17 protein-coding genes and 1 pseudogene are annotated in these 20938 nt (G+C 60.1%); 6 read left to right on the forward strand and 12 right to left on the reverse strand.

Translation table 11 applies throughout. The features are described 5' to 3' along the window. Positions 1-326 precede the first annotated feature (326 nt). The gene (locus ACP7E0_RS19895; RefSeq protein ID WP_426127141.1) at positions 327-965 is read right to left on the reverse strand and encodes a 2-dehydro-3-deoxy-phosphogluconate aldolase; all 639 of its coding nucleotides are present in this window, start codon (positions 963-965) and stop codon (positions 327-329) included. A gap of 231 nt (positions 966-1196) precedes the next feature. On the opposite strand from ACP7E0_RS19895, the gene ACP7E0_RS19900 reads away from it, so the two are divergent. The 5 genes from ACP7E0_RS19900 (at position 1197) to ACP7E0_RS19920 (ending at position 4757) form a co-directional block, all read left to right on the forward strand. Beyond that, the gene (locus ACP7E0_RS19900; RefSeq protein WP_426127338.1) at positions 1197-1694 is read left to right on the forward strand and encodes a CYTH domain-containing protein; all 498 of its coding nucleotides are present in this window, start codon (positions 1197-1199) and stop codon (positions 1692-1694) included. Continuing rightward, positions 1669-2574, forward strand: a complete 906-nt coding sequence (locus tag ACP7E0_RS19905; RefSeq protein WP_426127143.1) for a CHAD domain-containing protein — start codon at positions 1669-1671, stop codon at positions 2572-2574. The genes ACP7E0_RS19900 and ACP7E0_RS19905 overlap by 26 nt, the downstream gene beginning before the upstream one ends. Before the next feature lie 54 nt (positions 2575-2628). Then, positions 2629-3321, forward strand: a complete 693-nt coding sequence (locus ACP7E0_RS19910) for a helix-turn-helix transcriptional regulator (protein WP_426127145.1) — start codon at positions 2629-2631, stop codon at positions 3319-3321. A gap of 68 nt (positions 3322-3389) precedes the next feature. Then, positions 3390-3749: a VOC family protein gene (locus tag ACP7E0_RS19915; RefSeq protein WP_426127147.1), complete on the forward strand. Its 360-nt coding sequence runs from the start codon at positions 3390-3392 to the stop codon at positions 3747-3749. A 63-nt stretch (positions 3750-3812) separates the two neighbouring features. Continuing rightward, entirely contained in the window at positions 3813-4757 is a 945-nt protein-coding gene (locus ACP7E0_RS19920) for a rhodanese-related sulfurtransferase (protein WP_426127149.1), read from the forward strand. Positions 4758-4836: 79 nt separating this feature from the next. On the opposite strand, the gene ACP7E0_RS19925 is transcribed toward ACP7E0_RS19920, so the two are convergent. The 6 genes from ACP7E0_RS19925 to ACP7E0_RS19950 form a co-directional block, all read right to left on the reverse strand. Beyond that, complete coding sequence (locus ACP7E0_RS19925; protein WP_426127151.1) at positions 4837-6213, reverse strand: GH1 family beta-glucosidase; 1377 nt, start codon at positions 6211-6213, stop codon at positions 4837-4839. Positions 6214-6383: 170 nt separating this feature from the next. Next, positions 6384-7565, reverse strand: coding sequence for a Gfo/Idh/MocA family protein (locus tag ACP7E0_RS19930; RefSeq protein WP_426127153.1), 1182 nt, complete (start codon positions 7563-7565; stop codon positions 6384-6386). 160 nt (positions 7566-7725) lie between these two features. Beyond that, a complete protein-coding gene (locus ACP7E0_RS19935) occupies positions 7726-8778 on the reverse strand; it encodes a sugar phosphate isomerase/epimerase family protein (RefSeq protein ID WP_426127155.1) in 1053 nt (350 codons plus the stop codon). Between the two features lie 257 nt (positions 8779-9035). Then, positions 9036-9989, reverse strand: a complete 954-nt coding sequence (locus tag ACP7E0_RS19940; protein WP_426127157.1) for a substrate-binding domain-containing protein — start codon at positions 9987-9989, stop codon at positions 9036-9038. Between the two features lie 68 nt (positions 9990-10057). Beyond that, positions 10058-11086 carry an ABC transporter permease gene (locus ACP7E0_RS19945; protein WP_426127159.1) on the reverse strand — a complete coding sequence of 343 codons (1029 nt, stop codon included), beginning with the start codon at positions 11084-11086 and terminating at the stop codon, positions 10058-10060. A 46-nt stretch (positions 11087-11132) separates the two neighbouring features. Further along, entirely contained in the window at positions 11133-12665 is a 1533-nt protein-coding gene (locus ACP7E0_RS19950; protein ID WP_426127161.1) for a sugar ABC transporter ATP-binding protein, read from the reverse strand. Between the two features lie 165 nt (positions 12666-12830). Here ACP7E0_RS19950 and ACP7E0_RS19955 point away from each other — a divergent pair, with 165 nt between their 5' ends. Continuing rightward, positions 12831-13862 carry a LacI family DNA-binding transcriptional regulator gene (locus tag ACP7E0_RS19955; protein WP_426127163.1) on the forward strand — a complete coding sequence of 344 codons (1032 nt, stop codon included), beginning with the start codon at positions 12831-12833 and terminating at the stop codon, positions 13860-13862. A gap of 35 nt (positions 13863-13897) precedes the next feature. On the opposite strand, the gene ACP7E0_RS19960 is transcribed toward ACP7E0_RS19955, so the two are convergent. From ACP7E0_RS19960 to ACP7E0_RS19980, 5 genes and pseudogenes are all read right to left on the reverse strand, one after another. Next, positions 13898-15412, reverse strand: a complete 1515-nt coding sequence (locus ACP7E0_RS19960; RefSeq protein WP_426127164.1) for a methyl-accepting chemotaxis protein — start codon at positions 15410-15412, stop codon at positions 13898-13900. A gap of 294 nt (positions 15413-15706) precedes the next feature. Next, positions 15707-17014, reverse strand: a complete 1308-nt coding sequence (gene xylA / locus ACP7E0_RS19965) for a xylose isomerase (protein ID WP_113246568.1) — start codon at positions 17012-17014, stop codon at positions 15707-15709. A gap of 37 nt (positions 17015-17051) precedes the next feature. Next, positions 17052-18503, reverse strand: coding sequence for a xylulokinase (gene xylB, locus ACP7E0_RS19970; RefSeq protein ID WP_426127166.1), 1452 nt, complete (start codon positions 18501-18503; stop codon positions 17052-17054). Between the two features lie 118 nt (positions 18504-18621). Then, a pseudogene (locus tag ACP7E0_RS19975) lies at positions 18622-19644 on the reverse strand (LacI family DNA-binding transcriptional regulator); the annotation flags it as partial. Positions 19645-19750: 106 nt separating this feature from the next. Continuing rightward, the gene (locus ACP7E0_RS19980) at positions 19751-20884 is read right to left on the reverse strand and encodes a metallophosphoesterase (RefSeq protein WP_426127168.1); all 1134 of its coding nucleotides are present in this window, start codon (positions 20882-20884) and stop codon (positions 19751-19753) included. Positions 20885-20938: the final 54 nt, after the last annotated feature.

The raw sequence follows: 20938 nt of genomic DNA on the forward strand, positions 1-20938 counted from the left end.
TCACCGAATGTGGGAAGCGGAATCATGCCAGCGATGGTTCTGCGTCGATTTGAACTCAGCGCTATATTTTCGCAAGTTTTCTACGTGACCGAGCGAAATTGGCTTTACCGCTGGGCAAACCGTTTCCGGTCACCTCATCGTGCTCGCCGGCCCTTGATGTCAGAAAAGCATCGCCGCGGTGGGCAGAGGCCGAGTACCTCTTCTGCCCATCAACCAAAAAGGTCGTATTCCACCCCGCCTTGACGCAGGGTGGAAAGAACGCCGCACACCGTTTCAGGGCCGTGCATGGAGAAAAACACCGCCCGGCCCGGATGCGAAAGAGGCGATCAGCCGCGCAGCGCGAACGCTTCGGCAGCAAGCTTGGTAATGCCCGCCCAGTCGCCCCTGGCAACCAGTTCCTTAGGCGCCACCCAGGAGCCGCCGACGCAAACGACGTTGGGCAACGACAGGTAATCCCTGGCATTCGACAGCGAAATGCCGCCGGTCGGGCAAAACAGCGTGCCGGCAAGCGGCGAAGACAGCGACTTCAGGTAGGCAGCGCCACCCGCCTGTTCGGCCGGGAAGAACTTCATCACCTTGTAGCCTTCTTCGCGCAGGCCCATAACTTCGCTGGCGGTTGCGGCACCCGGCAGAAGCGGAACTTCGGAATCATTGGCAGCGTCGATCAGTTCCTGCGTCGTGCCGGGGCTGACGATGAACTTTGAGCCCGCCTCGACAGCCGCCTCATATTGAGCGGCATTGAGGATGGTTCCGGCACCGGCAACGGCTCCTTCGACTTCGTTGGCAACTGCCCGGATGGCTTCAAGAGCGGCGGTGGTGCGCAGGGTGATCTCGATCGCCTTCAAGCCACCGGCAACCAGGGCACGCGCCAAAGGTACGGCGGTCGCGAGATCATCGATGATCAGCACCGGAACCACCGGCTGCAATTTCAGGACGGAAAGAAGTCTATCGGTTTTCTCGCTCATGCCGGACAGCCCTTTTAAAACGATTGAAGTGAGGTTCGAATACTCTTCCCATTGGCTTTTGTCGATACCAAACGGGACCCGCTAAGCCTATTCGGACATGGTGACGCACGGTTGACGGGGGCTCCCTTCAGCGCGCGGCGAAAGCCCAGGTAGCCCGAAGTGCTTGCTTGTCCTCACATCACAATCCTATAGTCTGGGATTGTGGCGGCGGCAAAAATGGCAGGCTTATCAATGGCCAAGGAAATAGAGCGCAAGTTTCTGGTGGCGTCCGACGGCTGGCGCAATGCTGCAGACGGCGGCACGCGCTTTCTGCAGGCCTATATCGTCACCATGGACGACCGTTCCGCACGTGTGCGGCTGATGAACGACAAGCGGGCGAAACTGACGATCAAGATCGGCACCGGTTCGATGACCCGCGATGAATTCGAGTACGAAATCCCGGTGGAGGACGCCAGGGACATGATGTCGAAGACCATCGGCCTCATCATCGAAAAGACCCGCTACGAGGTCAAGCATCACGGTTTCCTCTGGGAGGTCGATGTCTACGGCGGCGCGCATGAAGGCCTTGTCGTCGCCGAAGTGGAGCTCGACTCCGAGGGCGACACCCCCGGCCTGCCCGGCTGGCTGGGCGCCGAGGTTACTGGAGACCCACGTTACTCGAACCAGTATCTCTCAACCAATCCGTTGGTATCCAAGGCAGATCATGAGCTATCGTATTCGCCCTTCTGAACACTTCACGGCGGAATTCAAGGCGGTTGGAACCGAGCAACTGACACTTGCCATCGCAGCGCTGACCGACCGTCCGCAGGGGCTGCCGGAGGCGATCCACGATGCCCGCAAGAATTTCAAGAGGCTGCGCTCCCTCTATCGCCTCGCCGCCGCCGACATCCCGGCTTTCCGGCGCTCTGAAAATACCCGCATCCGCAACATGGCACGGACGCTCTCGACCTCTCGCGACGCGACTGCTCTTGTGGAGGTCAGCAGGTATCTACTCGATCATGCTGAAAACACCGACGAACGCGCCGCGCTGAAACGGATCGGCAAGGTGCTGACTGCCCGGTGCGACGAGCGGGCGGCAGACGGGAACCAACTCGAAGAAAGCGTGGCGGCGGCGCTCTCAACCTGTGGCCGGGCGCTGGATTCGCTCTCCCGCATCACCTTTCATGATGGCGGCAAAAAGGGCGCCAAACGCATCGCCAAGGGTTGGCGCAAGGCACTGGAGAGAGCAGTGGTAGCGCGGCAGGCCTGCACGGATACCACCGACGCACATCTGTTTCATGAGCTGCGCAAACGCAGCCAGGACTACCGTTTTTATCTGGACATGTTACAGCGGCTCTGGCCGTCGGCAATGCATGCAAAGCGGATCGAGGTGACGAAGGTTGTCGATCTGCTGGGTCATCACAACGATCTGGCACTGCTCGCTTCCCTGGTCGACGAACAGCCGCAGCTTTTCAGCAAGAGCGAGGACGTCGCCTATCTCCTCTCGGCCGTCATCACCCGGCAGAAAATCCTGCGGGAACAAGCGCTGACCATTGCTGCTTCGGTTTTTCGCGACGACCCGAAAGCAGAAAGCCGCAAGATCAAGCTTCTATGGCAGGACGCAGTCTGACGCTGCCGTCCTTCCCGGCATTGATACTGCCAATCCCTGTCAGTATGATCGGCCATGTCCCGCTCCACCCGCCTTCTTGATCTTATCCAGATTTTGCGCACCTACCGCCGGCCGGTGAGCGGCAGCGCGCTTGCGCAGCGTATGGGCATCAGCATCCGCACGCTTTACCGCGATATCGCCACGCTGCAGGCGCAAGGCGCCGACATCCAGGGCGCGCCCGGCTTCGGCTATGTGCTCAAGCCCGGTTTCCTGATGCCGCCGATGATGCTCAGCGAAGAGGAGATCGAAGCGCTGGTGCTCGGCGCGCGCTGGGTGGCGGCCCGGGCCGACGATGAATTGAAGGATGCCGCCCGCAATGCGCTGGCAAAGATTGCAGCCGTGCTGCCCGCCGATCTGCGCCACGAACTGGAGACCAATTCGCTGCTCGTCTACAACACGCGCGATCTGCGGCTAGGCACCATCGATTTTCCTGCCATTCGCGAAGCCATCCGGCTGGGCATGAAGATCGATATCGACTATGCCGACGTCAACGGGCAGCCGACGACACGGCGCATCTGGCCTTTCGCGCTTGCCTATTTCGAAGAAACCCGCGTGCTGGCGGCCTGGTGTGAACTGCGCAGTGACTTTCGGCATTTCCGCACCGACCGGTTCACCACGATGGCCGTGACAGGCATCCGCATTCCGCGCCGTCGTGACCTGCTTTTGGCGGAATGGCGGCGTGCTCATAATGTCACGCAGGACATGTGATCATACTGCCATAAATTGACAGTAGGACGGGATAAAAAAGTCTCCGAACCCACCGAGAGGAGACTGCCATGAAAACCGATTTTGTTCTGCCTGTCGAAAGCCCGGCCGAGAGCGCCGTTTTCTACATGGCGATGTTCGGTGCGCTGCCACTGGAACTGTCGCCAACCTATGCAGTCGTCCTGATGAACGATGCGTTGAAGCTTGGCCTGGCGAAAAGGAAGAAACTACCAGCCGCCGTAAACACCAACGACGAAGAGCTTCCGATCTTCGTCGCCGGCCGGGAGGGCGTCGATGCGCTGCATGATGAGTGGCGCAGGAAAGGAGTGACGATCCTGCAGGAGCCGATCTCGTCAGCTTCTGATTATACGTTCACCTGCGCTGATCCGGACGGCCATCGCCTGCGAGTGTTCACGCCGCAAGCCGCCTGACGCCTCGACACCGGCCGCACACCCCGATTGCGTGCGCGGCCGGAAAGCTGTATTTCACGCCGCATGACAGACATGCTTCAAAACCCTCGCCCGTTAGACAGAGGCCAGTTTCTGGTGGCGGCGCTTTATCATTTCGCCGCGTTCGCGCGCTTCGCCGACTTTCGCGAACCGCTGCAGACGATCTGCGATGAGAATGGCGTCAAGGGCACATTGCTGCTCGCGCATGAAGGCATCAACGGCACGATTGCTGGGCCGGAAGATGGCATCCGTACCGTGCTCGCTTTTTTGCGCGCCCAGCTCGAATTCACCAATCTCGAGCACAAGGAAAGCTGGGCGTCGGCGATGCCGTTCCTGCGGATGAAGGCGCGGCTGAAGAAGGAAATCGTCACCATGGGCGTCGAGGATATCGACCCCAACAAGATCGTCGGCACCTATGTGGCGCCGAAGGACTGGAACGCGCTGATTTCCGATCCGAGTACGCTGGTGATCGACACCCGCAACGATTACGAGACGGCGATCGGCATGTTCCGTGGTGCTATTGATCCGAACACCAAGAGTTTTCGCGAATTCCCCGACTGGGTGAAGAACAACCCGGATCTGGCCGCCAAGCCGAAGATCGCCATGTACTGCACCGGAGGCATCCGCTGCGAGAAGGCGACAGCCTTCATGAAGGAGCAGGGCTTTGACGAGGTCTATCACCTCAAGGGCGGCATCCTGAAATATCTGGAGGACATGCCGGAAGAGGAAAGCCTCTGGGATGGCGCCTGCTTCGTCTTCGACGACCGCGTTTCGGTGACGCACGGCCTGAAGGAAGGCGAGCATACGCTCTGCCACGCCTGCCGCCAGCCACTGACGCCGCAGGACCTTCTGTCACCCCATCACGAACATGGCGTCACTTGCGTCCACTGCCACGGCAGCCGCACAGAGGAAGACCGCCAGCGCTACAGGCAGCGGCAGCGGCAGATGGAACTGGCGAAGAAGCGCGGCGAGCGGCACCTGGGAAGCTGAACGCCCCACCCAGGCGGGGCGGATGCCTGTTCCTCGCTGCATCATCGATTTCACGGTGATGCGGCTCGCGCCGCGATCATCACCCAGCCTTGTGATTGCCCTTCGGAAACTGCTCGGCCAGTTCCTTGTACCAGTGACCGCTCTTCTTGATGGTGCGGATCTGGGTGTCGTAGTCGACATGGACGATGCCGAAGCGCATCTTGTAGCCTTCGGCCCATTCGAAATTATCCATCAGGCTCCAGGCGAAATAGCCCTTCATCGGATAGCCTTCCTTGATCAGGTCGGCTGTCACGGCCAGATGAGCCGCGATATAGTCGAGGCGCGGCTGGTCATCGACCACACCGTTTTCGATGCCCATATTGTAGGCCGCGCCATTTTCCGTGATGTAGCAATCCGGCAAAGCATAGCGGTCGTTGACCGTGCGGATGAGATCGCCGAGCGCCTGCGGGAAGACCTCCCACCCAATATCGGTCTTGACGTCGCTGACCGGCTTGGCATTGACCGTCGCCGGAAACTCGGCGCCGTCTCCCGGATCATGGGAAACGCGCATCGGCGTGTAGTAGTTAACGCCCCACCAATCGGTCTTCTGGCTGATCGTCGCCATGTCGCCATCCTCGATGGCCGGCATGCGATGGCCGAGCGCAGAGAGAAAGCTCTCCGGATATTCGCCCTTGAAGATCGGGCCGAAGAAGACGCCGTTGTGGAAATCGAAGGCCCGCTCAGCCGCCGCCTTGTCTTCAGCGCTATCGCTACCGGCATAGACATGCATCGGGTTGATGACGATGCCGACCGGCAGGTTCGGCTGCAGCTCGCGAACGGTGGCAACGCCAAGGCCATGAGCGAGATTGGTGAAATGCAGTGCATGCAGCGCTGCATCCATGTTGCGTTCGCCCGGCGCATGGATGCCGTAGAGATGGCTCAGCCAGACGGAGCACCAGGGCTCGTTGAAGGTCGCCACCGCATCCAGCCGGTCACCCAGCCGGGCAATGACGGTCTTTGCATAGCGCTGGTAGGCATAGGCCGTCGTTCGCGCCGTCCAGCCGCCATCGCCCATCAGTGCCAGCGGCAGGTCCCAATGGTAAAGCGTCGCGAAGGCCTTGATGTTACGCTGCTTCAGGCCATCGACGAGGCGATCGTAGAAATCCAGCCCCTTCTCGTTGATCGGGCCGGTACCTTCTGGAATGATGCGCGGCCAGGCGATTGAGAAACGATAGGCCTCGACACCGAGGCTCTGGATCAGGTCAAGGTCTTCATTCAGCCGGTTATAGTGATCGCAGGCGATATCGCCATTGTGGCCCTGATAGACCCTGCCCGGCATGTTGGAAAACGCATCCCAGATGGACGGCTTGCGGCCATCGGCCTTCGTCGCCCCCTCGATCTGGAAGGAGGCGGTCGCAACGCCGAAAATGAAATCACCGGGGAAGCGTTCTGCCAGTTTCTTTGCTTCTATCATCATCGCTCTCGTCGGATTGCGCGGCAACGAGCAAGCGCCGCTCCGCGTCAGTCAGGAAATCTGAAACGTTGCAGTAATCCGGAACGACCAAAAGTCAACCGCAGAATCATCGAGAGAACGTGTCACCCCGCCCTTTTACAGGCGAGGCGAATGTCAGCAACATGTGGGACGGATCAAACCTTGATCCAGGCGCCATTGCGTTTTGACGACTGCACGCAGGCATCGACGAACACCATGCCCTTCATGCCATCGTCGATTGTCGGATAGATGACAGCCGGATCGACTGCCACGCCCTTGCGCTTGGCAAAGATGGCGCGCGCGGCTTCGGTGTAGATGTTAGCAAAGCCTTCGAGATAGCCTTCCGGATGACCCGACGGGATGCGGGAAACACGGGCGGCGGCGGGGCCGGAGCCGGCGCCGGCGCGGGTGATCAGGCGCTTCGGCTCGCCGAACGGGGTATACCAGAGATAATTCGGGTCCTTCTGCGTCCATTCGAGACCGCCTTTGGTGCCATAGACGCGGACCATCAGACCGTTCTCATGGCCGGGGGCAACCTGGCTGCACCAGAGCAGGCCCTTGGCGCGCTGGCCGTTCTTTGCCTTGAAGCGCATCATCACATGAGCATTGTCATCCAGCGCCCGGCCTTCGACGAAGCTGTCGAGATCAGCGGCAAGCTCTTCCAGTTCAAGGCCGGAAACGAAGGCCCCAAGATTATAGGCATGCGTGCCGATATCACCAGTGGAACCGCCAGCACCCGACTTCGACGGATCGGTGCGCCATGCGGCCTGTTTCTGGCCGGATTGTTCGATATTCTCGGTCAGCCAATCCTGCGGATACTCCATCTGCACCAGCCGGACAGCGCCGATATCGCCATTTTCGATCATCTCGCGGGCCTCACGGACCATCGGATAACCGGTGTAATTGTGCGTCAGCACGAACAGGGCGTCGCTCTCGTCGGCCAGCTTCTTCAGCTTCTTGGCATCCGACAGCGTCGAGGTCAAAGGCTTGTCGCAGATTACATGGATGCCGCGCTTGAGAAACTCGCGGGCCGCTTCGTAATGCACATGGTTCGGCGTAACGATGGCCACCGCCTCGATGCCGTTTTTCAGCTTGGCCTCGCGGATCGCCATTTCCTTGAAATCGGAATAGCTGCGCAAAGGATCAAGGCCGAGTTCGGCGCCGGAATTCTTCGCCTTTTCCGGCGTCGACGACAGCGCGCCGGCGACCAGCACGAAATGATCGTCAAGCCGCGCGGCCATGCGGTGGACGGCGCCGATAAACGCACCGGAACCGCCGCCGACCATGCCGAGGCGGATGCGTTTTTCGCGAACCTCTGTGGTTCCTTCGATTGCCATCGTGTTCTCCCTTGGATTTTGAGTTTGCGGAGACTTCCACCTCCCCCTTGAGGGGGGAGGTCGCAGCGAAGCTGCGGGTGGGGGTGACGCTTGTATTTCGCGAAATCACCCCACCCCGGCGCTATGCGCCGACCCTCCCCCTCAAGGGGAGGGTGTAAATTCAAAGCCCCAGCATGCGCCGGTTGGCCGCGTCGTCCGTTCCGCTATCGGCGAAATCGTCAAAGGCTTTTTCGGTGACGCGGATGATGTGGTGTTTGACAAATTCGGCACCTTCGCGCGCTCCGTCTTCCGGGTGCTTCAGCGCGCATTCCCATTCGACCACGGCCCAGCCGTCAAAATCATGGGCCGTCAGTTTCGAGAACACCGCGCCAAAATCGACCTGGCCGTCACCCGGCGAGCGGAAGCGCCCGGCCCGGTTCACCCAGCCCTGATAACCGCCATAGACGCCCTGGCGCCCCGTCGGGTTGAACTCGGCATCCTTGACGTGGAACATCTTGATGCGCTCGTGGTAAATATCGATGTTGTCGAGATAATCCAGGCACTGCAGGATGTAGTGCGAGGGATCGTAGAGCATGTTGGCACGGGGATGGTTGCCGACGCGCTCGAGGAACATCTCGAACGTGATCCCGTCATGCAGATCCTCGCCCGGATGGATCTCATAGGCGATATCGACGCCGCAGTCTTCGGCGTGGTCGAGGATCGGCTTCCAGCGGCGGGCCAGTTCATCAAAAGCGGTTTCCACCAGACCGGCCGGGCGCTGTGGCCATGGATACATGAACGGCCAGGCCAGCGCGCCGGAAAAAGTCGCATGCGCCTTGATGCCGAGATGCTTCGACGCCGTCAGCGCCATCTTGACCTGTTCGACAGCCCATTCCTGGCGCGCCTTCGGATTGCCGCGTACTTCGGGTGCAGCAAAACCATCGAAGGCTTCGTCATAGACCGGATTGACCGCGACCAGCTGACCCTGAAGATGGGTCGAAAGCTCAGTCACCTCGATGCCGTTTTCGCGCGCCTTGCCGGCAAACTCGTCGCAATAATCTTTCGAAGCAGCTGCCTTTTTCAGGTCGATCAGCTGGCTGGCCCAGGTTGGAACCTGAACGCCGATATAGCCGCAATCGGCCGCCCATTTGGTGATCGAATCCCATGAGTTGAAGGGGGCGGCATCACCCGCAAATTGTCCGAGGAAGAGCGCCGGGCCCTTGATGGTCTTCATGTCAGATTCCTCCCTGATTATCGACCGTAAACGTTTCCGAAGTGTTTTAACACGCCGTTCATCGCGGGCAAGGCGCCTCTTACCGACAACGGCAGCTGGTGGGGACAGCCAGAATTCCAGTGCGCCGGAACCTAATCACGGACTTCGCACGGCGGCAAGAGGTACGTGCCGCAAAAACCGAAAACGAAGACAGTGACAGTTTCAGGCATAAAAATGGGCGCCCGTTTTCGCGGGCGCCCGGTATGTCTGCTAGCCGATCAGAACGGTGAATCGGGGAAGTAGAAGTCCTTGGCATTGTCCTTGGTGACGAGCGTTGCATCGATCGTGTAGACGCCGCGAACCGGAACTTGGCCGTAGAAGTTGGCAACGGTCATTTCGAGCGCAGTACCCACCATTGCCGGCGGATAGAGCACATCGACCGGGATCATCTTGTCGCCGTCCATGACCTTCTTGATCATATCCTTCGAACCGGCGCCGGCCACGACATACTGAATGTCGGTGCGCTTGGCCTGGTCGATGGCCTGCAGCACGCCGACAGCCATGTCGTCGTCCTGGCACCATACGACATCAATCTTCGGATACTTGGTCAGGTAGTCCTGCATGACCTTGAAGGCATCGTCGCGGTTCCAGTTGCCGAACTGGCGATCAAGAATCTTGACGTTGGAGCCTTCGATACCCTTGTCGAAGCCGTCCTGGCGCTGCTGGTCAATCGGGATCGGCAGGCCGCGGATGATGACGACTTCGGCGTCCGGCGTGGTTGCCTTGATGTATTCGCCGGCTGTCTGGCCAAGCGCCGGATTGTTGCCGGCAACATAGAGGTCGCGAACCGTGTTGTCGTTGACCGACGGTGCACGGTCGACGATGGCGACGAACGTGCCCTTGCTCTTGACTTCCTTGATAGCATTGACCAGCGGATCCGGGTCGGACGGCAGGATGACCAGCGCGTCGATACCCTGGGTTTCAAGGTCCTGCACGGCATTGGCCTGGCTTGCCGGATCCGGCGATGTCTTGACGATGATGTTGAGGCCCGGATGCTGTGCCATCAAGAGCTTGGCGACGCGCTCTGCGTGGAACACCACGCCCGAGGTCCAGCCATGGTCGGCGGCCGGAATCGAAACGCCGATCGTGACCTTCTTTTCTTCCTGTGCGTGGGCCACGCCGGTCAGCGCCATCATGGCGACGGCTGCAGCGCCCAATAGTCCTTTACGCATGTTTCTCTCTCCCTAGTGATGCGGGTCTTGCAGTCTTTGAGACCGGGCGACCCCCTGAACCCGGTACTTCACGATTTCCGTACCAACGAGCGCTGGACGAGCATCGCAACAATGATGATCGTGCCCTGGATGGCGCCGATCAGATATTCGCTGATGAAATTGGAAAGCAGCATGATGTTGCCGACGAGTTCCAGAATGAAGGCGCCGCAGATCGTGCCCCAGACACGCCCTGCCCCACCCTTTAGCGCCGTACCGCCCACGACGACGGCGGTGATTGCCTGGAGTTCCCAAAGGATGCCGGTTGTTGCCGAGGTCGAGCCGAGGCGTGGCACGTAGAGGAGAACCGCGATCGCCACGCACAGGCCCTGAATGACGAAGGCGATCGTACGGACACGGTTAACCGGAATGCCGGAATAGCGGGCGACATCGGCGTTCGAGCCAACGGCAACGACATGCCGGCCATAGCGGGTGCGATAGAGAATGAAAGCTGCAACGCAGGTCACCGCCAGGATCACCGCAATCGGCACCGGGACACCGAGGATCGAGCCGAAATAGGCAGGACGGTATATTTCCTGAAGGGCTGGGTCCTTCAACGTGATTGCGCCGCCTTGCGACAGCCATGTGGTGAGGCCACGATAGATGCCCATCGTGCCCAGCGTTGCAATGAACGGCTCGATCCGGCCAACCGTGGTGATCAGGCCGTTCGCCAGACCGCACAGGGACCCGGCGACCACGGCGAACAGTACGGCTGCGGTCAGCATCAGGGCGGGATCGGCGATAACGCCGGAATTCATGAACAGGATCATCAGACTGGCGACGAAGGCCACCATCGCGCCCACGGACAGATCAAGGTCGCCGGAGGAGATGACGAAGGTCGCACCAATCGCGATGATGGCGATGAAGGCGCTGCGTGTCGCGACATTGGCGAGGTTGTTCAATCCGATGAAGTTCGGATTGACGAGCGCCCCAAGGATGAGAAGCAGTATCAAAGCCGCAAACGGTGCGACGGCCCGAAGGTCGATATCCCGCCAGTTCCGGCGCCGCACGTCCCGGGTTTCCTCATTCACGCTCGTGTCCACTTCAACCTCCCGTCCCATTATCCCTGGGGTTTGTTTTTCAGTGCCGTCCCCGCGGTTGCGCGGCTCAGGCAGCAGCCTTTTTCTTCAGTCCGGCCGCATAGCGCATGATCTCCTGTTCGGAGATTTCATCGCCCTCCAGCATGCCGACAATCCGCCCTTCCCGCATCACCGCGACGCGGGTGCAAAGGCCGATCACCTCCGGCATTTCCGACGAAACAACAATGATCGAGCGGCCGTCGCGCGCCAGTGCCGAAATGAAATGATAGATCTGCTGCTTGGTGCCGACATCGATGCCGCGGGTGGGCTCGTCGATGATGATGATCTCGGGCTCGGTTTCCATCACCTTGGCCAGCAGCAGCTTCTGCTGGTTGCCGCCGGACATGCGGCCGGCCACGACATTGCCATCGCGCACCCGGATATCGAAGCGGCGGCGGGCGCGCTCAAGCGCCTGCGCCTCGCTGGCGGGGCTGAGATAGCCAAGCTTGCCGTGATTTTCGAGCGACTGCAACGTCAGGTTCGCGGTCATGCGTGAATTGAGCAGAAGCCCCTTCGACTTGCGGTCCTTGGTCATATAGGCAAGGCCGCGCCGATTGGCAGCGTGCACGTCGCCGGATGGAACCGTCTCGCCGCGGATAATCACCTCGCCGGAGGCGCGCGACCTCAACCCGGCAATCGCCTCCATCAGTTCCGTGCGGCCCGAACCGATCATGCCGGAGAAACCGAGGATCTCGCCCTTGCGGACCTCGAAAGTCGCGTCCTTGACATAGCCGGTCGACAGGGCATCGACGCCGAGCACGATCTCTTCATCGACATTGGGTTCGCGTTTGGCCGGATAAAGCTTCGAGAGTTCGCGACCGACCATCAGCTGGGCGATCGATTCCCCGTCGAGGATTAATGTCGGCGAAGTCTTGATCCACTGGCCGTCGCGAAGCACCGTTACCCGGTCGGTCAGCTCCATGACTTCATCGAGCTTGTGCGAGACGAAGACAAAGCTTGTGCCCTGGTCGCGCAGCTTGCGCACCTGCTTGAACAGGAAATTGGTTTCCTCGCGGGAGAGAACAGCGGTTGGCTCGTCCATGAACACGACGCGGGCATCGCGGCTGATCGCCTTGGCGATCTCGACCATCTGCTTGTCGGCGATCGACAGCGAACTGATCATTGCATTCTCATCGACATGCGAACCGAGCAGGTCGAGAACACGCCGCGTTTCGCCCCGCATGAACTTGCGATCAAGCACACCGAAACGGGTTATTTCGCGACCGAGAAACAGGCTCTCGGTGACGGTCAGATGTTCGGCGAGATTGAATTCTTGATGGATGATGACGATGCCAAGCGCTTCGGCCGCACCGTTTGGCGGCAGCTTGACCGGATGTCCATCGAGGATGATTTCGCCGGATGTCGGCTGCTCAAAACCGGAAAGGATCTTGACGAGCGTGGATTTTCCGGCGCCGTTTTCACCCATTAAAGCATGGATTTCGCCGGCACGGAGATCGAAGTCGACGCTGAACAGGACCTGCACGCCGTTGAACGACTTGCTGATGCGCCGTGCGGACAGCACGACCGTGCCGTCACCGGCGCCGCTGGTCTGCGAATTCATGTAATCCTCCCTGCGGCTCCCATCCGCTTGTATGCTATGTAAACCTTTACATAGGCCATGTAAAGGTTTACATCGGGGCATAACTGAGAAATTCTTCGAGCAGGCTTTGACCTCAGGGGAAGTCTGTGTAGTGTCCCGCCGAGACTAAAACCAAGGCAGAGCGCAGTGTCGAATTCCACGCCGGCAACCATTGAAGACGTCGCCCGGATCGCGGAAGTGTCGATCGCGACAGTGTCGCGCGCCATCCATATGCCGGAGAAGGTCGCCAATTCGACACGGCTCAAGGTCAGCCAGGCGATTGCCATCACCGGTTACACGACCAACGCCATGGCGCGCAGCCTCAGGCTCGGCCGTTCCAACATGATTCTGGTGGTCGCACCCGATATCGGCGACCCGAATTTTTCCAATATTCTCGTCGGACTGGAGAACGAGGCGCGCTCCCACGGTTATGGCGTGCTGATCGGCCATACGCAGAACGACGCTCAGCGCGGGCTGGAATATCTGAAATTCCTGAATTCCAACCAGGCCGCCGGATTGATCCTGTTCACCGGCATCCTGCCATTCGGCCATCAGTCGATGACGGCAAGGCTGCCGCCCAGCGTCGGCGTCTTCGAGCCGGTCTTCAATGGCGGCATTCCCTATGTCGGCGTCGATGATACCGAGGGTGCCCGCAAGGTGATCGATTTGCTGATCGCCGAGGGTCATCGCAAGGTCGCCTTCATCGGCGATTCCCGCACCCGGCTTGCCTATAGCCGGCGCCGGATGGGCTATGAGGCCGGACTGGACGCGGCCCATGTCGGCGCCGATCAGCGTATTGTCTTTGAAGGTGATGGCACCATCGAAAGCGGACGGCTGGCGGTCGAGCAGCTGTTCATGCGCGATACGCTGCCAACGGCCTTCATGTGCGTCAACGACCAGACGGCAATCGGCGTGATGATCGGGCTTGGTGCGCGCGGCTACGATATTCCGCGGGATTTTTCCGTGACGGGTTTTGACGATGTTCCGCAGGCAAGCTTCATGTCGCCAGCGCTGACCACCATCCGCCAACCGCGAACGGCGATCGGCAAACATGCGATGGCGTTGCTGCTGGACCTTTTATCCAATGGCCAGCCGCCGGAAACGGAAATCCTGCTTCGTCCCGATCTGGTGGTCCGCAACTCTGTCGCGGCCCCATCGCTCAAATGGGCGAAGCGCTGAACCTTTCGGCCGAACGCTTCGCCATCCGATTCCGCTTAGGCGTAGCGCCGCTCGCCCCGTTGACGAACAAGCGCTGGTGCACGCCGTCCACCTGACACTGTGAACTGATCGGCAAGAGCCTTCAAAGTCGTGCTAACGCGCATCAGATTGTGGGTCGCAGCGTGGGTCTGTTCGACCATCGCGGCGTTCTGCTGGGTCATCTGGTCCATGCCGGTGACGGCCGTGTTGATCTCGGTGATGCCGATCGCCTGTTCGCGGGCCGAGCCGGCAATGGCATCGATATGGCCGTTGATATGGGTGACCTGCTCGCCGATTGTCCGCAGTGCATCGCCAGTCTGATTGACCAGCGAAACACCTCTCAGCACGTCCTCGAACGACTTGTCGATCAGACCCTTGATCTCCTTGGCGGCATCGGCGGATTTCTGCGCCAGTTCACGCACTTCCTGAGCAACCACGGCAAACCCCTTACCGGCATCGCCGGCGCGTGCGGCTTCCACACCGGCATTCAGGGCAAGAAGATTGGTCTGGAAGGAAATCTGGTCGATGACACTGATGATCTGGGTGATCCTGCGCGATGATTCCTCGATGGCGCTCATGGCGCTGACGGCCTGCTCGACCACCTCGCCGGATTTATGCGCCTCCTCGGTGGCATGACCAACGACGCGGCGGGCTTCCTCGGTACGGATGGCCGCTTCCTTGGAAATCGTGGTGATTTCTTCCAGCGCTGCAGCGGTCTGTTCAAGCGACGCAGCCTGCTGTTCAGTGCGCCGGGCCATATCATCGACCGCGGTCACCAGTTCGCCAGCATTGCCGGACGTTTCGTCTGCGGCCAAAACGATGGAGCCGAGGGCCGTGTCGAGCGTGCCGAGTGCTGAGTTGAAGTTGGTTTTCAGGCCGTCGAACTGCGGCGCCAGAGCTGCGCTGAGCTTGGCGGTCAGGTCGCCATTGGCAAGCCCGGTCAACGAGCGGTCAAGCGCCGACAGCGCCTCGTCCTGCTGCGTCGAGAGTGTTTTCCGCTCGGCATCACCGATTGCCCGCTGCTCCTGCAACGCATCCAGATAGACCGAGATGGCATAGTCCATGTCGACGAACGCCGCCTTCATGATGGCCGTCACCTCGATGGTGATATCCTTGGCCTTCTTCTTGTAGAGGAAACCGTCAAGGTGCTTTTCGACAACCGCCTTGATGATCGATTCCATGATCAGCGCGTAGCCGCCGATGTACCAGCGCGGCTCCAGCCCGAGGCGCGCATGCGTCTTGCCGATCGCGGTCACCGCATCGACATATTTCTCGTCGAATTCACCTGAGGCGATCTGGTCCCAATGGCGGACCTGCCGGGTCTTGGCGCTTTTGACATGCGCTTCGCTGGCAAAGAACTTCGCCGTTTCCGGGGTGGTGGTGGCCTTTGCATAGAACTTGTCGAGCGCTCCATCGAGGGAGGCGGAAATGGTAGGCCTTGCCCGCACGAGGGCAGCGCGCTCTTCGCCGACAAGCCCGACGAAATCGAGGCGTTCATTCAAGTGTTTGGTCGTGGAAACGGGCGCAGACATACTGGAGCATCCTAAATCGAAACAGGGAAAGGCATGCGCGCTGCGCGATCGGCATCATGCCGGCAGATGGTTCAAAGCGTGCGTTCAGAACTAGGTCCGCATAGTTAAGAATGTCTTGCGGATAAGGCCGATGGCGTAGCGAAATCTATTGATAAAATACTGTTTTTCCGTCGTTTTTCTCAAAGTTGCGACAAACTGACCGAACTTGCCTGAAGTGTCAACGCCACCCTTTTCCGCAAAAAGGGGCACCACCGGTGCCCCTTGATTGACAATCGATCTGCTAAGCAAACCCGCTTAGACGTAGCGGTTGACAACGTTTTCCAGCAGTTCCTGCTTGCCCGACCTCGGCTGCGGGTTGAGGTCGGTCTTTTCAACATAGGCCGCGATCTCTTCCAGCGACATGCTGGTCAGGCGCTTCTGGCCCTCGGCCGATTGCCAACCGGCGTAGCGTGCGTCGAGCGGGCCGGAGAGTGCCTTGTCCTCGACCATCTTGGCCGCAGCCCGCAGGCCCCGGGCGCAGCAATCCATGCCGCCGATATGGCCGATCAAGAGGTCTGCCGGATCGATCGACTGGCGGCGCAGCTTCGAATCGAAATTGGTGCCGCCGGTCTTGAAACCACCGCCAGAGAGAACCTGATAATAGGCCAGCGCCATTTCCGGAACGTTGTTGGGGAACTGGTCGGTATCCCAGCCGGACTGGTAATCGTTTCGGTTCATATCGATCGAACCGAAGATGCCGAACGCATTGGCAAGCGCCAGTTCATGCTCGAACGAATGGCCGGCGAGGATCGCATGGCCCTGCTCGATGTTGACCTTGACCTCGTTTTCAAGGCCGTAGGTCTTGAGGAAGCCGTAGACCGTCGCAACGTCGTAATCGTACTGATGCTTGGTCGGCTCCTGCGGCTTCGGCTCGATCAGGATGGCACCCTTGAAGCCGATCTTGTGCTTGTATTCGACGACCATGTTGACGAAGCGGCCGAGCTGATCGAGTTCCTGCTTCACATTGGTGTTGAGCAGGGTCTCATAGCCCTCGCGGCCGCCCCAAAGCACATAGTTCTCACCGCCGAGCTTCAGCGTCGCATCGAGGCAGGTCTTTACGGTTGCCGCAGCAAAGGCAAAAACATCAGGATCCGGATTGGTGGCGGCACCCGACATATAGCGGCGGTGGGAGAACAGGTTTGCCGTACCCCACAGCAGCTTGACGCCGGTGTCGGACTGCTTTTTGGCGAAGTAATCGACAATCTCGTTGAGGTTCCTGGTGTTCTCGGCAAAATTCTTGCCCTCCGGACGCACGTCGGCATCATGGAAGCAATAGAAGGGCGTGCCGAGCAGCGTGAAGAATTCGAAGGCGACATCGGCCTTCAGCTTGGCTGCCTGCATGCTGTCTTCAAACCACGGCCGCTCGAATGTCTGGCCGCCGAAGGGGTCGCCGCCGGGCCAGACGAAGGTGTGCCAATAGGCAACCGCAAAGCGCAGATGATCTTCCATGCGCTTGCCCATGACGATCTCGTCCGGATTGTAATGACGGAAGGCCAGCGGATTGGTGCTGTCGGGGCCTTCATATTTGATCTTGGCGATATCGCCGAAAAAACCTGTGCTCATTGGTGTTTCCTCTTGGTGTTCGAAATGCTGATTGAAATCAGTAGGCGGCCCGGATCGCTGGATAGAGGCGGCGATAGCGCTGGTAGGCATCTTCATAGGCGCCGTGCAGCGCCGCATCGGGCTCGATGGTTTCGGCTGTTGCCGGGGCGGTGAAGACGGATAGCGGATCAGCCTTTGTCGCAGCAACGAGCCCCAGGCGGGCAGCGCCGAACGCAGCACCGAAATCGCCATCGGTGGGCACATCAACCGGCAGGTTCAAGGCCGTCGCGATCGACTTCAGCCAGTAGCGCGAGCGCGAACCGCCGCCGATGGCAGTCACCCGGGAAAGCGTGGTCCCGGCAACACGCAGGGCCTCAAGGCTATCGCGAAGCGCAAAGGAAACGCCTTCGAGCACAGCCTGGGTCAAAACCACGCGGCTGCTTTCGTGGGCAAGCCCGGCAAACACACCGCGGATGGCAGCGTCATTATAGGGCGTGCGTTCGCCGGAGAGGTATGGCAGGAAAGTGACCCCGGACGGTGCGTTGAGGCTGTCGCCAAGCTCGGCGGTGAGCTCGGCAGCGCTCTTGCCGGTAATCTCCGAATGCCAGTTGAGCGCATCGGTGGCCGACAGGATGACGCCCATCTGATGCCAGGTGTTGGGCAGCGCGTGGCAGAACGCGTGCACGGCACTGGCCGGATTGGGCAGATAGCTGGTATTGGCGGCAAACAGCACGCCGGAGGTGCCGAGCGATACAAAGGCATGGCCCTCGCCGACAGTGCCCATGCCGCAGGCCGATGCAGCATTATCCCCTGCCCCGCCGGCAACGACGACGCCTGCACCCATGCCCCACTTGGCGGCGAGATCGGCTTTCAGCGTACCGCCCTGCTCCGTACCTTCGATCAACGACGGCATTTGGCTTTCGGTCAGCCCCGTTGCATCGAGCAGGCTTTCCGACCAGGCGCGTTTGCCGGTATCAAGCCAGGAGGTGCCGGCCGAATCCGACATTTCGGAAATATGTTCACCGGTCAGCCACAGGCGCAGATAATCCTTCGGTAGCAGGACCCAATCGACCTTTTCGAAAATGTCGGGTTCGTTTTCGGCCACCCAGGCAAGTTTCGGTGCGGTGAAACCCGGAAAGACAATGTTGCCGGTCAGGGCCCGGAACTGCGGATCGGCGTCCAGCGCCAAGGCCTGCTTGTGGCTGCGCGTATCGTTCCAGAGAATGCAGGGGCGCAGCACCTTGTCATTGTCATCCAGAAGCGTCGCGCCGTGCATATGGCCGGAGAGACCGATGCCCTTGACGGAAGCCAGTTCCTTGGGATGAGCGGCCTTCAATCCGGCGATTGCCTCTTCCGTTGCGCGGATCCAGTGGGCCGGGTCCTGCTCCGACCAGCCCGGATGCGGCCGCGACACGTCCATGGCGCCGGATGCGGAACCGATAACCCGCTGGCCGCCGTCGATCAGCAATGCCTTCACCCCGGACGTGCCAAGGTCGATGCCAAGATACATGATGATCTCCCTAGTCTTGCCTGCCCTGTTCGGGCGCTTGGTTGCTGTCCTGCTCGAAGGGCATTTCTGCGTTGCTGCCCTGCTCGAAGGGCAGGTCTGTTTCGCTGCCCTGCTCGAAGGGCAGGTTGTCCTTGAGGAAAATGTCGAGGCGGATCCGTTCCTGTGCGCCAAGAACCGCAACGCCATCGGCCTTGGCCTTCAGCACGCGAATGGCGCTGCGCACTTCATGCCCGGCATCCTGATTGAGAACAGCTTCGATCAGCCCGTCTTTCAATGCTGCCCGGGTATATTGTGTCAGTTCATGGGCGATGACACAGACCGGAGCCTCATTCCTGCGCCGCTTCAAGGCCGCGATCAGGCCGCGATTGCCGGCACCAAGGCTGTAGATACCCGCAGTTTCCGGCGAGGCTGCAAGCGCCTGAGCGACAAGTCTCTCCACCAAGGCAGGATCGTCCTGCCCTTCGATGACAGGCAACAGCACATGCCCGGGAAAATTTTCCACCATCACGGCCCGAAACCCATCAAGCCGCTCGCGGTGATCGCGCACCAGCATGGAACCGGCCAGCACCGCGACCGGCCCGGAACGGCCGCCGAGAAAGCGTCCCATCAGGCTTGCTGCCGTACGGCCCGCGGCAATGTTGTCGACGCCAGCGAAATGATCGCGCTTCGAGCCGGCCAAATCGGAAACCAAGGTGACGACGGGAATACGATCGGCCCGCAGACGATCAACAGCGGCAATGACATCGGGAGAATCGATTGCCACGACCGCTACCCCGGCCGGAAATTTTTCGCGCGCATCATCCAGCGCGGCCACCAGTGCGCCCGCATTGAACGCGGGGACAGTGACGATAGAAATGTCGGTCCGCTCCACAGGCGAACGGCCTATCGCAGCGCGCACCTGAGCCTCTAACCCACGCATGAACGAGTTGTCGCCGGCGGGCAGGACGAAAACGAAGGGATAGACGCGGCTCTTGGCAAGGTTGGCGGCAGCGACATCACGGACATAGCCGATGCGCTCGATCGCCTGCTCGACCTTTTCGCGCGTGACAGTGCGGACCCCGGCGCGCTGGTTCAAGACGCGGTCGACGGTCGCAAGGCTGACCCCTGCCGCAGCAGCAATATCGTGAACTGTCGGGCGCATGTTTCCTCCGGGAAAAAGCCTTAGAGGAAAATCTGATGTACGTAAATCAGAAAATTGGCGTCGAGGTTTCCGGCGAGTATTTTCGCGTGCTCACAGCCACTATGGGTCAGGAAAATCGCTTACTGAAAGCCTTGAGGAAATTCACGTTCCCCTCCGTTCCCTGCGCCTCGGCAAGGACCACATCCATATAGTGATTGGTGATATGAACCGCCGCAAAACCGCCCTTGAAGGTGGCGATTGGCTTGAACACATCGAGGCTTTCCTGGTTGTAGATCATCGGCGTATCGTGCTCGTGGCCGTGGAACAGGCCCACGACGTTGTAACCTTTCAAGGCTGCCAGCAACGCGGCGCGCTCGTCGTCACCCCACCAATGGGCGTGGCCGGAGCCCTCGTCGTCGAAGGTCATCTTGGCCGGATCCCATTTTTCCAGCGAGAAAGGATCCCAGCCATAGTGCTGGAACAGGATGACTGGCCGGCCGTCGGCTGCCGAATTGGCAAGATCCTGCTTCAACCAATCCAGACCGCTGATCGCACCCTTGTTGGTATCGCCGCCGAAGCGCTGCAACTGCACCAGATGCAGACCGCCCCAGTCCCAGGAGTAATTGTCGGAATCGATATCATAATTGGCGACCGCCACCGGCGGCTTGTAGAACACCGTCTGGCGATGATTGAGCTCGACATAGTCGCGCAGCTCGCGGCGATACCAGTCCAGATGCGGCGGCGCACCGTCCTGATCAAGGTCGTGATTGCCAAGGCCGTTATAGACCGGGAAATGCACCCGGTCCGGACCGGTGCCTTCCTCGTAGCGGCTGGAGAATTGCAGCAATTGATGACCTTCACCCGGAACCTTCACCTGCCCGCCACCATCGTCAGTCATGTCGCCGCCGATGACGAGGCCGAGCGGCTTGGCTATTTTCTTGCCCGCTCCCGCAAGCCCAGTGGCCACACCGCCGATCTGCGTTGGCCACTCAAACTCCGCGATGCGGTTCAAGGCCGCCACATGCCGCAAAAGATTGGCATCGGTCTTACCCTCCTGCGCACAATTGGGGCTGAGAACGCCGCCCGAGATCAGGCAGGTGTGAACATCGGCGCTGAACAGAAAGGTCGCATCGATCGGAGGCCACGCCGTCTTTGAGGCGTTAGCCGCAAACGCCGGACCAACCGATGTCACGACACCGAGGCTCAGAAGATTGGCGAGAAAGGAACGCCTGGGAAGCCGAGTAAACATATGACCTGTCATGCAGAATGCCCTGAAGTTTTGCCTTCAGGGCATTCTGGCGGATGAAAGCCGCGG

It is taken from the genome of Pararhizobium sp. PWRC1-1 (genome assembly GCF_049897905.1).
GTDB lineage: Bacteria > Pseudomonadota > Alphaproteobacteria > Rhizobiales > Rhizobiaceae > Pararhizobium.

Coding starts and splice junctions, on each gene's coding strand:
- ACP7E0_RS19915 (WP_426127147.1), top strand. CDS start 3,390: ATGAAAACCGATTTTGTTCTGCCTGTCGAAAGCCCGGCCGAGAGCGCC.
- ACP7E0_RS19910 (WP_426127145.1), top strand. CDS start 2,629: ATGTCCCGCTCCACCCGCCTTCTTGATCTTATCCAGATTTTGCGCACC.
- ACP7E0_RS19935 (WP_426127155.1), bottom strand. CDS start 8,778: ATGAAGACCATCAAGGGCCCGGCGCTCTTCCTCGGACAATTTGCGGGT.
- ACP7E0_RS19945 (WP_426127159.1), bottom strand. CDS start 11,086: ATGGGACGGGAGGTTGAAGTGGACACGAGCGTGAATGAGGAAACCCGG.
- ACP7E0_RS19925 (WP_426127151.1), bottom strand. CDS start 6,213: ATGATGATAGAAGCAAAGAAACTGGCAGAACGCTTCCCCGGTGATTTC.
- ACP7E0_RS19950 (WP_426127161.1), bottom strand. CDS start 12,665: ATGAATTCGCAGACCAGCGGCGCCGGTGACGGCACGGTCGTGCTGTCC.
- ACP7E0_RS19930 (WP_426127153.1), bottom strand. CDS start 7,565: ATGGCAATCGAAGGAACCACAGAGGTTCGCGAAAAACGCATCCGCCTC.
- ACP7E0_RS19980 (WP_426127168.1), bottom strand. CDS start 20,884: ATGACAGGTCATATGTTTACTCGGCTTCCCAGGCGTTCCTTTCTCGCC.
- ACP7E0_RS19905 (WP_426127143.1), top strand. CDS start 1,669: ATGAGCTATCGTATTCGCCCTTCTGAACACTTCACGGCGGAATTCAAG.
- ACP7E0_RS19960 (WP_426127164.1), bottom strand. CDS start 15,412: ATGTCTGCGCCCGTTTCCACGACCAAACACTTGAATGAACGCCTCGAT.
- ACP7E0_RS19920 (WP_426127149.1), top strand. CDS start 3,813: ATGACAGACATGCTTCAAAACCCTCGCCCGTTAGACAGAGGCCAGTTT.
- ACP7E0_RS19900 (WP_426127338.1), top strand. CDS start 1,197: ATGGCCAAGGAAATAGAGCGCAAGTTTCTGGTGGCGTCCGACGGCTGG.
- xylA (WP_113246568.1), bottom strand. CDS start 17,014: ATGAGCACAGGTTTTTTCGGCGATATCGCCAAGATCAAATATGAAGGC.
- xylB (WP_426127166.1), bottom strand. CDS start 18,503: ATGTATCTTGGCATCGACCTTGGCACGTCCGGGGTGAAGGCATTGCTG.
- ACP7E0_RS19895 (WP_426127141.1), bottom strand. CDS start 965: ATGAGCGAGAAAACCGATAGACTTCTTTCCGTCCTGAAATTGCAGCCG.
- ACP7E0_RS19940 (WP_426127157.1), bottom strand. CDS start 9,989: ATGCGTAAAGGACTATTGGGCGCTGCAGCCGTCGCCATGATGGCGCTG.